This is a genomic window from Geopseudomonas aromaticivorans (assembly GCF_019097855.1).
Taxonomy (GTDB): Bacteria; Pseudomonadota; Gammaproteobacteria; order Pseudomonadales; family Pseudomonadaceae; genus Geopseudomonas; species Geopseudomonas aromaticivorans.
On record NZ_JAHRGL010000015.1, the window covers coordinates 90,736 to 103,156 of the forward strand.

Genomic DNA, 12,421 nt, shown 5'->3' on the forward strand with positions numbered 1-12,421 from the left:
AATGGCTTCTGCTAGTGGAGATAAAGTTGCTAATGTCTAAGTTGATACCAGAAGGGGACAGGCCACGTTTTCTACCGTACGTGGTCGCCTATTGCCGCGGAACGCGGCCCCAGCGAACGAAGTGAGCGCTTTACGCATTGCTAGGCATCTTTCTTCGCGGCGCCTCATCATCCACCCGAATCGCCACCATTCCCAGCATCGGAAGCCTGCCCGGCCGCCCCCGCTTTGCCCTCCTCCAGCGCCTTCCACAACCTTCGCACCGCCGGCTTGTGCAGCAGCGCGCAGCGGTACAGGCGGATCTCCAGCGGCACCTGCCAGCGCTCGTCGCCGCACACTGCCAGCTCGCCGCGCGCCAGCTCCGCGCTTACTGACAGGCGCGGCACCCAGGCCACGCCGAGGCCCTGCAGGGCCATGCCCTTGAGGCTGTCCGCCATCGCCGTCTCGTACACCGTGCTCGAGCGCAGGCCGCGCCGACGCAGCAGTAGGCTGACCGGCCGGCCTAGGAAGGTGCCGGCGCTGTAGGCCAGCAGCGGCACGGTCTGCCCGCCGTCGAGGTCGTACAGCGGTCGGCCGTCCTCGCCCACTGCGCACACCGGCAGCATCTCGCTGCGCCCCAGCGGTAGCGAGGGGAACAGCTCCGGCGCCAGTTGCAGCGCGGCGTCCGGATCGTAGTAGGCGAGGATCAGGTCGCAGGTGCCTTCGCGCAGGGCGTGCACCGCCTCGCCGACGTTGGTCGCCAAGAGCCGGCTGCTGATCGGCAGGCCGGTGCGGCGCAGGCCGGCGATCCATTCGGGAAAGAAGCTCAGCGCCAGCGAGTGGGCGGCGGCGAAGCGCAGCACCTCGCCCTGCTGGCCCTCCTCGGCATGCAGGCGGCGCACCACTTCGCCGAGCTGCTCGACCAGATTGCGCGCGGTGATCAGGAACAGCTGGCCGGCCTCGGTCAGTTCCACCGGGGTGCGCGCGCGGTTGACCAGGGTGAGGCCCAGCGCCTCCTCCAGCGCCTTGATCCGCCGGCTGAACGCCGGCTGGGTGACGAAGCGCTGCTCGGCCGCACGCGAGAAGCTGCGGGTGGCGGCCAGGGCGACGAAGTCCTCCAGCCACTTGGTTTCCAGGTTCATGCCGCGCTCCCGGCCCGCAGGTGGCGGGCCGCTGGTCGTCGGGAAGGGCTGCCGCGCCGGCGCGTCGGCCGGCATCGACAGGTCATGCCGCATTATGCCGATTGTGCATGGGCCAGCAAGCAACGGCATTGGTCGCAAAACCCCTGCAGCCCTTAATCTAAGCCTGTCGCGGCGCTGCCCGCATTGACCCAGAGATTGATCGCATCATGTCCGCTGCTGCATCCTTCCGTACCGAAAAAGACCTGCTCGGCACCCTCGAGGTCCCCGCTGACGCCTACTACGGCATCCAGACCCTGCGCGCGGTGCACAACTTCCGGCTGTCCGGCGTGCCGCTGGCGCACTACCCGAAGCTGGTGGTCGCCCTGGCGATGGTCAAGCAGGCCGCCGCCGACGCCAACCGCGAGCTGGGCCACCTGCCGGAGCACAAGCATGCTGCGATCAGCCAGGCCTGTGCGCTATTGATCCGCGGCGAGTTCCACGAGCAGTTCGTGGTCGACATGATCCAGGGCGGCGCCGGCACATCGACCAACATGAATGCCAACGAGGTGATCGCCAACCTGGCGCTGGAGGCCATGGGCCACGCCAAGGGCGAGTACCAGTACCTGCACCCGAACAACGACGTGAACATGGCGCAGTCGACCAACGACGCCTACCCGAGCGCCATCCGCCTTGGCCTGCTGCTCGGCCACGACGCCCTGCTGGCCAGCCTCGACAGCCTGATCCAGGCCTTCGCCGCCAAGGGCGAGGAGTTCGGTGAGGTGCTGAAGATGGGCCGCACCCAGCTGCAGGATGCGGTGCCGATGACCCTCGGCCAGGAGTTTCGCGCCTTCGCCACCACCCTCGGCGAGGACCTGGATCGCCTGAAGCGCCTGGTGCCGGAGCTGCTCACCGAGGTCAACCTCGGCGGCACCGCCATCGGCACCGGGATCAACGCCGACCCGCGCTACCAGCAGCTGGCGGTGACCCGCCTGGCGGCGATCAGCGGACAGCCGCTGGTGCCGGCGGCCGACCTGATCGAGGCCACCTACGACATGGGCGCCTTCGTGCTGCTCTCCGGCATGCTCAAGCGCACCGCGGTCAAGTTGTCGAAGATCTGCAACGACCTGCGCCTGCTGTCCAGCGGCCCGCGCACCGGGATCAACGAGATCAACCTGCCGGCGCGCCAGCCGGGCAGCTCGATCATGCCGGGCAAGGTCAACCCGGTGATCCCCGAGGCGGTCAACCAGGTAGCCTTCACCGTGATCGGCAACGACCTGGCGGTGACCATGGCTGCCGAGGCCGGGCAGCTGCAGCTCAACGTCATGGAGCCGCTGATCGCCTACAAGACGCTCGACTCGATCCGCCTGCTGCAGCGCGCCATGGACATGCTGCGCGAGCACTGCGTGGTGGGCATCACCGCCAACGTCGAGCGCTGCCGCGAGCTGGTCGAGCATTCCATCGGCCTGGTCACTGCGCTCAACCCCTACATCGGCTACGAGAACGCCACGCGCATCGCCAAGCTGGCGCTGGACAGCGGCCGCGGCGTGCTGGAACTGGTGCGCGAGGAGGGTCTGCTCGACGAGGATCTGCTGGCCGACATCCTACGCCCGGAAAACATGATCGCCCCGCGCTTGGTGCCGCTGCGCGGCTGATCCCGCCAGTGCGGCAGGCGCCTTTTCGACAAGGCGCTCGCCGGCACCTGCTCCGCTTCCGCCGCGCGGCGCCATCCGGCGCGGCGCGCGCTGCTCACCGGCCGAGGGACCGGGTCCCCCCCCTCGGCCCTTGGGACGATCACGGCTCGTCCCTTTTTTCTTCATGCCGGCGCGGAGAACCGTTTGCGCGCCGGTCCCGCCCTTCCCGCCTACCCACCGACGCTCCAGGCCTGGCGCAGCGCCAGCAGGGCGCGGGCGATCTCGTCTTCGGGCACGGCGGCGAAGCCCAGCACCAGGCCGGCGCGCGCGTCCGCCGGCGTGGTGCCGTCGGGCAGCCAGTAGCGGCTCAGGCCGTTCAGCTCCACCCCGACGTGCTGCGCGGCGGCGAGCAGCGCACGCTCGCGTGCCAGACCGTCGACCCGCACGCACAGGTGCAGGCCGGCGTCCACCGCCGGCAGCGGCGCGCAGCCGGGGATCCGCTGCGGCCAGCCGGCCAGCAGGGCGTCGCGGCGGCGGCGGGCGGCCGCGCGCATGCGGCGGATGTGCCGCTGGAAGTGTCCGGCAGCGATGAACTCGGCCATCACCGCCTGGGAGCCGAGCTCCGAATGGCGCATGTCCAGGGCGCGGCGGCGGGCGAACGGCTGCGCCAGCGCCGGCGGCAGCACCAGGTAGCCGAGGCGCAGGGCGGGGAAGGCGATCTTGCAGAAGGTGCCGACATGGATCACCCGCCCCCGGCGGTCCAGCGCGGCCAGCGGCGCCAGTGGCGCGCCGCTGTAGCGGTACTCGCCGTCGTAGTCGTCCTCGACGATCCAGCTGTCGTGGCGCTCGGCCCAGTCCAGCAGCTGCAGGCGCCGCGCCAGCGACAGGGTCACCCCGGTGGGGTACTGGTGCGCCGGGGTGACGTAGACCAGCCGGCAATCCGCCGCGCGCTCGAGGGCCGCGACATCCAGCCCCTCGGCATCCACGGCGATGCCCTGCAGGCGCGCTCCCGCCATGGCGAAGGCCGCGCCGGCGGCGCGGTAGCCGGGGTCTTCGATGGCCACCCGCTCGCCCGGACCGACCAGCAGCTGCGCGCACAGGCTGATGCCCTGCTGGGCGCCGCAGGTGATCACGATCTGCGCCGGATCGCAGTGCAGGCCGCGGCTGCTGCGCAGGTAGGCGGCGACCAGCTCGCGCAGCGCCGGCTCGCCGGCCGGGTCGCCGTAGCCCAGCCGCGCCGGCGAGGGCTTGCGCCAGAAGCGCGCCGAGAGCCGCGCCCAGGTCTCGAAGGGGAACAGGTCGAAGGCCGGCACGCCGACCCGGAAGGCGCGCGGCGCGCCGGCCGGCGGTGCGGGTAGGTGATGCGCCGCCAGGTGCTGCAGTGCCGGGGTCGCCGCCGCTGCGCCGGCGGGCGCGGCGGCCGGGCGCGTGGCGCCGACGAGTCCGCTGACGTAGGTGCCGGCGCCGATCCGCCCGGCCACGTAGCCCTCGGCGTACAGCTGGTCGAAGGCGCGCGTCACGGTGTTGCGCGACACGCCGAGCAGGGCGGCCAGCTCGCGGCTGGCCGGCAGGCGCGCGCCGCCGGCCAGGCGGCCGTCGAGGATACGCTCGCGCAGGACCTGGTACAGCTGGCGGGCGAGCCCGCGGCCGGGGTCGAGCCGGATGCCGGAGAGGTCGACCGGCAGGGGCGGCAGCGGCATGGATTGGCTCCATCAAAGTGGCAGGAAATGGATCTTACCGCAGACCAATATCCCGTTCAGGATGAGCGCACCGCCCCCGGAGAACCGCCATGTACCTGCCCACCGCCTTCCGCCAGGACGAGAGCGTGGGATGCACGAGGGACTGGCCGCCTTGAGCGACCCGCGCGACCGTGAGCTGGCCGCGCGCATGACCCCAATCGACTGCAGCGAAACCAACTGATTCAGCCACGGAAAGGAACCCGCATGCCCCGCACACCGATCGCAATCCGCCCGCTCGGCGCCGCCGACCACACCGCCTGGCTGCCGCTCTGGCAGGCCTACCAGCGCTTCTACAACGCGGAAATCCCCGCCGCGACCAGCGCCGTCACCTGGCAGCGCTTCCTCGACCCGGCCGAGCCCATGCATGCCGCCCTGGCCTGGCGCGATGGCGCGGCCGTGGGCCTGGTGCACTGGATCTTCCATCGCTCCTGCTGGACGGTGGGCGACTACTGCTACCTGCAGGATCTGTTCGTCGCCGAGGACCAGCGCGGCGGCGGCATCGGCCGCGCGCTGATCGAGCATGTCAACGCCCAGGCCGTTGCCGCCGGCGCCAGTCGCGTGCACTGGTTGACCCAGGAAACCAACTACGCGGGCCGCCAGCTCTACGACCGCCTGGCCGAGCGCTCCGGCTTCATCCAGTACCGCCAGCTGCTGTGAAGGAGATGCACCTGTGACCACCACCGACCTCGCCGCCTGGCAGCCCTGTCCGCTGCCGCCGCACGAACCGCTGACCGGGCGCTTCGTCAGCCTCGAACCGCTCGATGCGACGCGCCACGCCGCCGAGCTGTGGGCGGCGCTGCAGGCCCCGCCCGCCGACCCGCAGCAGTGGCAGTACCTGCCCTACGGGCCGTTCGCCGCGCGCGGCGAGTTCGACGCCTGGCTGGCGGATCTGGCCGCCGGCCGCGACCCGCTGTTCTTCGCCGTGCGCGAGCACGCCAGCGGCCGCATCGTCGGCCAGCTCGCCCTGATGCGCATCACCCCCGCCCACGGCTGCATCGAGATCGGCCACGTGCTGTTCGCCCCGCCCATGCAGCGCACGCCAGGGGCCACCGAGGCGATCTATCTGCTGGCGCGGCTGGTGTTCGAATTGGGCTACCGGCGCCTGGAGTGGAAGTGCAACGCCAACAACGCGCGCTCGCGGCGCGCCGCCGAGCGCCTGGGCTTCGTCGCCGAGGGGCTGTTCCGCCAGCACCTGGTTGTCAAGGGGCGCAACCGCGACACCGCCTGGTTCGCCCTGCTCGACCACGAGTGGCCGGCCTGCCGGGCGGCCTTCGAGCGCTGGCTGGCGGCGGACAACTTCGATGGCGAAGGCCGCCAGCGGCGGCGCCTGGAGGAGTGCCGGGCGACCGGCTGATCGGCCGGCGGGCTCACTGCGCCTGCCAGCGGTTCCAGCGCGCGGCGATCTCCTCGCCGCCACTCCACCAGACGATGTCCCGCCTGATACCGTCGAGCTTGTGGACGGTGCGGTCGAGGTCCAGCGGATAGAGCCGTTCAGCCGGTACTCCGGCGACCAGCAGGGCTAGCTCCCGTCCACCGGGGCTCGGCCGCTGCCCATCAGGTGCTCGGCGCGCTGCCCACCGGCGCTGCTGCTCCTGCTCGAGCGCTGAGCCTGGCGCCAGCGCATGAATGGCTGCCAGCCTCTGTTCGCCCTGGCCGGTTATTTTGGCGAATGAATTCGCCCCTACGGACGGGAGGTGGCTGCGCCTCAACTGCCGACGATGCGGAAGCCGATCTTCACCGTCACCTGCCAGTGAGCGACCTTGCCGTTGGCGATGTGGCCGCGGGTTTCCACCACCTCGAACCAGTCCATGTTGTGCACGGTCTTCGCCGCTTCGGCCAGGGCGTTGTTGATCGCGTCCTCGATGCTGGTGCGCGAGGAGCCGACCAGCTCGATCTTCTTGTAGACGTGGTTATCCGACATGACGGCGCTCCTTGGTGCGCAGGGGGTCTCCTGAACGCTAGTCAAGGTGCGCCCAGCCGGCAAATCAGTCGCGCGGCTGCAGCGCGGCCAGCGCCTGACGGCGCTCCTCCTCCGCCACGCGGGCCAGCTCGCCGACCCGCGCGTAGAAGCGTGGCCAGTCGCCGCCGGCCTCGGCGAACAGCGCGGCGAAGGCCGGCACCCATTGCTCGTAGAGGCCGAACGGCAGCAGGCGGGCGTTGTTCAGCGGCCGGGCGAACCAGCCGTCGAAGCGCCCGTCGCCGTGCCAAGGACCATCGCGCAGGGCCTGGTAGTCGCCACGCAGGCGCTGGAACTCGGCCTGCTTGGCGGCGCGCATCGCGTCCGCTGCCAGCGGCTGGGCGTAGAGTTGCTCCAGCCGTCCGCGGCTGGCCAGCACCAGCTCGACGAACTACTCGCGCTGACGCTGCAGGTGCGCCGGCGGTGGTGGCAGATGGCGCGCCTGGCGCCACTGGCGCAGGCCTTCTTCCTCGACGAAGCGGGCGAAGGATTCGTTGAAGGCGGTGTCGCCGGGCAGGTACAGGCGCTGGTGGGCCAGCTCGTGGAAGATCAGCGCCGCCACCCGCGCATCGCTCCAGGCCAGCATGCTGTTGAGCAGCGGGTCGTCGAACCAGCCGAGGGTGGAATAGGCCTCGACCCCGGCCACCTCGGTGTCCAGGCCCTGCACACGCAGCAGCGCGGCGGCGCCGCGGGCGCGCTGCTCGTCGAAATAGCCGCGGTAGGCCACGCAGCCGGCGATGGGGAAGCAGTGGGTCAGCGGCTGTAGCGAGAACTCGGCGGTGGCGAACAGGTTCCACACCACGTAGGGCCGCTTGAGGTTGGCGTACAGGCGGTAGCTGCGATTGTCCGGCAGGCCCAGCCGGGCGCTGGCAAAGGCGCGCGCCTCCTGGGCCAGCTGCAGGCGCTGGCGCAGCGCTGCCGGCTGCTGCGGATCGGCGAGCAGCTCGGCTACCGGCTGACGTGCCTGCAGCAGCTGCCACTGGCCCTCGCCCAGCTGGGCGTAGTAGCCGAGGCTGGAACAGCCGGTGAGCACGATGAGGAGCGGAAGCAGGCGCAGGATCGACATGCCGGCCACGCTAGCCGATCGCCACGCCTGCCGCCAGCCACCCGGCGACGCTATGCTGAACATTCAGTCCCCACCGTGGAGCCGTCATGCGCGCTGTCCCCCTGCTGGCCGTACTGGCGTTGCTCGGTGCCTGCGCCGGCCCACTGCCGCAACCCGATCCGCAGCAGGCGTGGATCGAGTTTCGCACCGAGCCCGGCGAGCTGCTGATGGCCGAGAAGCTCGACGGCAAGCGCCTCGACGACGGTCGCTACTTCCAGGTCAGCCCCGGCGCCCATCGCCTGCTGGCGACCTATCGCTTCGAGGTGCAGGTCGGTCCGATCATGACCCTCGATCCGGTGCAGATGCTCTGCTACCTGCGCCTGGACTACGCCGGCTTCGTCGCCGGCCAGCGCTACCGCCTCGAAGCGCATCACTGGCTGTTCCAGACCGAATCCTGGCTCAGCGACGCTACCGGCAAGCGCATGGCCGACGGCCAGGAGTGGCACTGCATCACCCAGTAAGCGACTGCCGCCGTTGGATGCGCCATGTACACCGCGCATAACGCCCCGCCGCCGCCAGTCCGTAGGGTGCGCCATGCGCACCACGAATACCGGTATGCCGATGGTGCGCGCGGCGCACCCTACGCCAGCTCGTTGCGAAGCCACTCGGCCAGCTCGACCGCCCGCGGGTCGGCGCCGCGCGCCGGCACCCACAGCGCCAGACGCGCCGGGGTTTCGACGAAGCCCCAGGGCGCCGCCAGCCGGCCGGCGGCCAGATCGTCGGCGACCAGCAGTTGCGGGGCGATGGCCACGCCGAGGCCGGCCACCGCCGCCTCCAGCAGGTAGTAGAGATGCTCGAAGCCCTGGCCGAGCACCAGCCCGGCCGGGTCGAGCTGCTGCCCCCGTGCCCACTGCGGCCAGGCCTGCGGCCGCGACACCGTGTGCAGCAGCGGCTCGCCGAGCAGCGCGCCCGCCGGCGCCTCGCGCAGCGCGGCGTAGCGTGCGTGCCGTGACGACAGTACCGGGCCGATGCGCTCCACGGCCAGTTCGAACACCTGCATGTCCGCCGGCCACGGCGGCGCAGCGAACCACAGGGTGGCGTCCAGCCCGGCGCGGCGCGGGTCCAGCTCGCCCTCGCTGGCCGAGAGCTGCAGGCGCAGCTGCGGCAGGTCGCGCTGCAGGCGGTCGAGACGCGGGATGAACCAGCGCGCCAGCAGGCTGCCCGGACAGCCGAGGACGAACGGCGCCTGCTCGCGGCCCTCGCGCAGCTCGGCGCACACGCCGCGCAGGTCGTCGAAAACCGTGGCGGCCACGGCGCTCAGGCGCTGACCGGCATCGGTGAGTTTCAGGCCGCGTCCGTCCTTGCGCAGCAGGACCACGCCGAGGCTTTCCTCCAGCGCGCGCAGCTGGCGGCTCACCGCCCCGTGGGTGACGTGCAGCTCAGCGGCGGCGCGGCTGACGCTACCCAGGCGCGCGGTGGCCTCGAAGGCGCGCAGGGCATTCAGCGGAGGGAGGTCGCGGGGCTGGCTCATCGGTGAGTTTTCCTGACAGGTCATGGCGATCTTATCGCTTTTCCCCGGCAGCGGGATTGGCTAATTTGTCGCCATCGGCAAAGCTTGCCCGCAGCCGCTTCCAGCGCCTGCCCTCGCCCCCTACTGGAGCACCGCATGACCCAGACCTATTCCCACGGCCCCGACCCGCGCGGCCTGTTCGGCCCCTTCGGCGGCCAGTTCGTCGCCGAAACCCTGATGCCGCTGATCAACGATCTGGCCGCCGAGTACGAGAAGGCCAAGAAGGACCCGGCCTTCCTCGAAGAACTGGCCTACTTCCAGCGCGACTACATCGGCCGCCCGAGCCCGCTGTACTACGCCGAGCGCCTGACCGAGCACTGCGGCGGCGCGAAGATCTACCTCAAGCGCGAGGAGCTGAACCACACCGGCGCGCACAAGATCAACAACTGCATCGGCCAGATCCTGCTGGCCCGGCGCATGGGCAAGAAGCGCATCATCGCCGAGACCGGCGCCGGCATGCACGGCGTGGCCAGCGCCACCGTCGCCGCGCGCTTCGGCCTCGAGTGCGTGGTGTACATGGGCACCACCGACATCGACCGCCAGCAGGCCAACGTCTTCCGCATGAAGCTGCTCGGCGCCAAGGTCATCCCGGTCACCGCCGGCACCGGCACCCTCAAGGACGCCATGAACGAGGCGCTGCGCGACTGGGTGACCAACGTCGACAACACCTTCTACCTGATCGGCACCGCCGCCGGCCCGCACCCCTACCCGGCCATGGTCCGCGACTTCCAGGCGGTGATCGGCCGCGAAACCCGCGCGCAGATGCAGGAACACGAAGGACGCCTGCCCGACTCGCTGGTCGCCTGCATCGGCGGCGGCTCCAACGCCATCGGCCTGTTCCATGAGTTCCTCGACGAGCCGAGCGTGAAGATCGTCGGCGTCGAAGCCGCCGGTCATGGCGTCGACACCGGCAAGCACGCCGCCAGCATGGCCGGCGGCGCCCCCGGCGTGCTGCACGGCAACCGCACCTACCTGCTGCAGGACGCCGACGGCCAGATCACCGACGCCCACTCGATCTCCGCCGGCCTCGACTACCCCGGCGTCGGTCCCGAGCACGCCTGGTTGCACCAGGTCGGCCGTGTCGAATACGTACCGATCACCGACGACGAAGCCATGCAGGCCTTCCAGAAGTGCTGCCGCCTGGAGGGCATCATCCCCGCCCTGGAGTCGTCCCACGCGCTGGCCGAAGCCTTCAAGCGTGCGCCGAGCCTGCCCAAGGACCACCTGATGGTGGTCAACCTGTCCGGCCGCGGCGACAAGGACATGCAGACCGTAATGCACTACCTGAACCTGGATGAACAAGCCGCCGAGGAGACCCGCGCATGAGCCGCCTGCAGAGCCGCTTCGCCGCACTGAAGCAAGAGAACCGCGCCGCCCTGGTCACCTTCGTCACCGCCGGCGACCCGGACTACGCCACCTCGCTGGAAATCCTCAAGGGCCTGCCGGAAGCCGGCGCCGACGTGATCGAGCTGGGCATGCCGTTCACCGACCCGATGGCCGACGGCCCGGCGATCCAGCTGGCCAACATCCGCGCCCTCGGCAACGGCCAGAACATGCAGAAAACCCTGCAGATGGTCCGCGAGTTCCGCGCCGGCAACCAGGACACCCCGCTGGTGCTGATGGGCTACTACAACCCGATTTTCTGCTACGGCGTGGCGCGCTTCGTCGCCGACGCCAAGGAGGCCGGCGTCGACGGCCTGATCGTGGTCGACCTGCCGCCGGAGCACAACGACGAACTGTGCGACCCGGCCCAGGCCGCCGGCATCGACTTCATCCGCCTGACCACCCCGACCACCGACGACGCCCGCCTGCCGACCGTGCTCAACGGCAGCTCCGGCTTCGTCTACTACGTCTCGGTGGCCGGCGTCACCGGCGCCGGCGCGGCGAGCATGGACCAGGTGGAAGCAGCGGTAGCCCGCCTGCGCCGCCACACCGACCTGCCGCTGTGCATCGGCTTCGGCATCCGCACCCCCGAACACGCCGCCGAAGTGGCCAAGCGCGCCGATGGTGCGGTGGTGGGGTCGGCGTTGATCGACAAGATCGCCAAGGCGGCTTCGCCGGCCGAGGCGGTGAGTGGGGTGCTGGGGTTGTGTCGGGAGTTGGCGGAGGGGGTACGGGGGGCGCGGAAGTAAGCGCTTACGCCGCTGACCTTTGAGGTGAGAGAAAGCCGCTGCTTCCGGGAGGAGACAGCGGCTTTTTTATGGGTGATTCCCAAGATACGTATGGGATGTCAACTCTCGAAAAATCCTGTCTTGTAGTACAAGTAAAGCCACTCCGATGAGTATTTTCCTTGCGCAATACCCAGCAAGATTGACAAGTGGTACATGTATGCACGAGCAAGATACGGTCTTTCTGAAAAATAGATCCCGCACAAATAATTATTGATGGAAAAATCAAGCCCTCCATTTGCTTTGATTTTATCAATCAGCTGGGCGGCCTTTTCCTTGTTGCCTTCCCGCGCAAGCAGGTATGAGGTTTCAGTGATAACTCTAGATATCTCGTGCTTTGCGTGGCAGCCAAGGTCAGCATAACCAGCTTCCTTGAGATATGCGTTAAGTAGATCAGCCGACGGCTTTCCGTTTCCGGTAAATATAGTAATGAAATTCGTCTTGGACATCGCCTTGTCTGCGCAGTCCATCGATATGTCGGTGCACAGGGGCGTTTTTTCTATGGCGTGAAAGTCAGCTTTTGACGGATTTATCTTTATTGCACGCATGAAGTTTTCGTCGTCTCGCAGGATGTCTTTTTGCGATTCAACAACGGATTCCCCGCCAACCAGATCAAGGGCCCAGCGAGCGTCCGAGGCACCTTTGTAAAGGTATGCAATACAAGAGGAAATCAAAAAACAAAAAATTAAGGCTAATCTTGGCATCCGTGCTTCTCCAGCTGGTCCTTGTCAATATTTCCATGTCAGCGGAGGAAGGTATCACCAGCAAATAACGTGGGCAACGGCGCAGCCTTGTCGACCAATCCGCCTCGGCAGAGGCGGACAATCGCTGCGCGAGTTGTCCTATAATGGACTCCCCCCGGTTTGCCAGCGAAATGCTGTTTCGACAAGCGTGGTACGACTGCTCCCGTATATCCGGCTTCTGATGGGGCCATCGGATGTCCCGAGCCATGATGAAGATCCGCTCATGTGCGCCTGACCGCCCTATCGGCCTTGCAGTGCAGAGGGCCCGAGGCAACTGCAGGCTTCACACATGCCGGCTCGACCGGCTTGTCATCACTGCATGTCACTGTGCAATCGTGGTGGAGCTAAGGAAGGTCTGAAATAGCCCTCCCCATTCGCGACAGACCTGCTCGGCAGGCCAAAATCGGGCTACTTCATCCCCCTGGACTCAGTTTCCTGCCCCCGAAGAGCATTTGCCGGGGGCTTCCCCTG

The 12,421-nt window shown here is 68.8% G+C and carries 11 protein-coding genes and 2 pseudogenes; 6 read left to right on the forward strand and 7 right to left on the reverse strand.

The genetic code is table 11. From position 1 onward, the window contains the following. Positions 1 to 167 precede the first annotated feature (167 nt). Entirely contained in the window at positions 168 to 1,118 is a 951-nt protein-coding gene (locus KRX52_RS06605) for a LysR substrate-binding domain-containing protein (protein WP_217680729.1), read from the reverse strand. A gap of 206 nt (positions 1,119 to 1,324) precedes the next feature. On the opposite strand from KRX52_RS06605, the gene aspA reads away from it, so the two are divergent. Beyond that, positions 1,325 to 2,749 (forward strand): aspartate ammonia-lyase, encoded by a 1,425-nt coding sequence (gene aspA, locus KRX52_RS06610; RefSeq protein ID WP_217680731.1) that lies wholly within the window; start codon positions 1,325 to 1,327, stop codon positions 2,747 to 2,749. 209 nt (positions 2,750 to 2,958) lie between these two features. Here aspA and pdxR read toward each other — a convergent pair whose 3' ends face one another. After that, positions 2,959 to 4,428: a MocR-like pyridoxine biosynthesis transcription factor PdxR gene (pdxR, locus tag KRX52_RS06615; protein ID WP_217680733.1), complete on the reverse strand. Its 1,470-nt coding sequence runs from the start codon at positions 4,426 to 4,428 to the stop codon at positions 2,959 to 2,961. A gap of 243 nt (positions 4,429 to 4,671) precedes the next feature. Between pdxR and KRX52_RS06620 the strand changes: the two genes are divergently transcribed. Together KRX52_RS06620 and KRX52_RS06625 are read left to right on the forward strand one after the other, a co-directional pair. After that, positions 4,672 to 5,124, forward strand: coding sequence for a GNAT family N-acetyltransferase (locus KRX52_RS06620; protein WP_217680735.1), 453 nt, complete (start codon positions 4,672 to 4,674; stop codon positions 5,122 to 5,124). A gap of 13 nt (positions 5,125 to 5,137) precedes the next feature. Beyond that, positions 5,138 to 5,821, forward strand: coding sequence for a GNAT family N-acetyltransferase (locus tag KRX52_RS06625; protein ID WP_217680737.1), 684 nt, complete (start codon positions 5,138 to 5,140; stop codon positions 5,819 to 5,821). A 49-nt stretch (positions 5,822 to 5,870) separates the two neighbouring features. On the opposite strand, the pseudogene KRX52_RS21130 reads toward KRX52_RS06625, so the two are convergent. From KRX52_RS21130 to KRX52_RS06635, 3 genes and pseudogenes are all read right to left on the reverse strand, one after another. Beyond that, positions 5,871 to 6,011, reverse strand: a pseudogene (locus KRX52_RS21130) (ABC transporter substrate-binding protein); the annotation flags it as partial. 161 nt (positions 6,012 to 6,172) lie between these two features. Next, the gene (locus KRX52_RS06630; protein WP_217680739.1) at positions 6,173 to 6,388 is read right to left on the reverse strand and encodes a dodecin; all 216 of its coding nucleotides are present in this window, start codon (positions 6,386 to 6,388) and stop codon (positions 6,173 to 6,175) included. Positions 6,389 to 6,452: 64 nt separating this feature from the next. Continuing rightward, a pseudogene (locus KRX52_RS06635) lies at positions 6,453 to 7,490 on the reverse strand (aminopeptidase). Between the two features lie 86 nt (positions 7,491 to 7,576). Between KRX52_RS06635 and KRX52_RS06640 the strand changes: the two are divergent. Continuing rightward, the gene (locus tag KRX52_RS06640; protein ID WP_217680740.1) at positions 7,577 to 7,990 is read left to right on the forward strand and encodes a PA0061/PA0062 family lipoprotein; all 414 of its coding nucleotides are present in this window, start codon (positions 7,577 to 7,579) and stop codon (positions 7,988 to 7,990) included. Between the two features lie 119 nt (positions 7,991 to 8,109). On the opposite strand, the gene KRX52_RS06645 is transcribed toward KRX52_RS06640, so the two are convergent. Next, entirely contained in the window at positions 8,110 to 9,000 is an 891-nt protein-coding gene (locus KRX52_RS06645; RefSeq protein ID WP_217680742.1) for a LysR family transcriptional regulator, read from the reverse strand. Between the two features lie 135 nt (positions 9,001 to 9,135). On the opposite strand from KRX52_RS06645, the gene trpB reads away from it, so the two are divergent. Next, positions 9,136 to 10,365: a tryptophan synthase subunit beta gene (gene trpB, locus KRX52_RS06650; RefSeq protein WP_217680744.1), complete on the forward strand. Its 1,230-nt coding sequence runs from the start codon at positions 9,136 to 9,138 to the stop codon at positions 10,363 to 10,365. After that, entirely contained in the window at positions 10,362 to 11,171 is an 810-nt protein-coding gene (gene trpA / locus KRX52_RS06655; protein WP_217680752.1) for a tryptophan synthase subunit alpha, read from the forward strand. The genes trpB and trpA overlap by 4 nt, the downstream gene beginning before the upstream one ends. Before the next feature lie 98 nt (positions 11,172 to 11,269). On the opposite strand, the gene KRX52_RS06660 is transcribed toward trpA, so the two are convergent. Continuing rightward, positions 11,270 to 11,911, reverse strand: a complete 642-nt coding sequence (locus tag KRX52_RS06660; RefSeq protein ID WP_217680760.1) for a hypothetical protein — start codon at positions 11,909 to 11,911, stop codon at positions 11,270 to 11,272. Positions 11,912 to 12,421 lie beyond the last annotated feature (510 nt).

Excerpts from the sequence above, each read along its gene's own strand:
- KRX52_RS06605 (WP_217680729.1), bottom strand. The coding sequence starts at position 1,118 with ATGAACCTGGAAACCAAGTGGCTGGAGGACTTCGTCGCCCTGGCCGCC.
- aspA (WP_217680731.1), top strand. The coding sequence starts at position 1,325 with ATGTCCGCTGCTGCATCCTTCCGTACCGAAAAAGACCTGCTCGGCACC.
- pdxR (WP_217680733.1), bottom strand. The coding sequence starts at position 4,428 with ATGCCGCTGCCGCCCCTGCCGGTCGACCTCTCCGGCATCCGGCTCGAC.
- KRX52_RS06620 (WP_217680735.1), top strand. The coding sequence starts at position 4,672 with ATGCCCCGCACACCGATCGCAATCCGCCCGCTCGGCGCCGCCGACCAC.
- KRX52_RS06630 (WP_217680739.1), bottom strand. The coding sequence starts at position 6,388 with ATGTCGGATAACCACGTCTACAAGAAGATCGAGCTGGTCGGCTCCTCG.
- KRX52_RS06640 (WP_217680740.1), top strand. The coding sequence starts at position 7,577 with ATGCGCGCTGTCCCCCTGCTGGCCGTACTGGCGTTGCTCGGTGCCTGC.
- KRX52_RS06645 (WP_217680742.1), bottom strand. The coding sequence starts at position 9,000 with ATGAGCCAGCCCCGCGACCTCCCTCCGCTGAATGCCCTGCGCGCCTTC.
- trpB (WP_217680744.1), top strand. The coding sequence starts at position 9,136 with ATGACCCAGACCTATTCCCACGGCCCCGACCCGCGCGGCCTGTTCGGC.
- trpA (WP_217680752.1), top strand. The coding sequence starts at position 10,362 with ATGAGCCGCCTGCAGAGCCGCTTCGCCGCACTGAAGCAAGAGAACCGC.
- KRX52_RS06660 (WP_217680760.1), bottom strand. The coding sequence starts at position 11,911 with ATGCCAAGATTAGCCTTAATTTTTTGTTTTTTGATTTCCTCTTGTATT.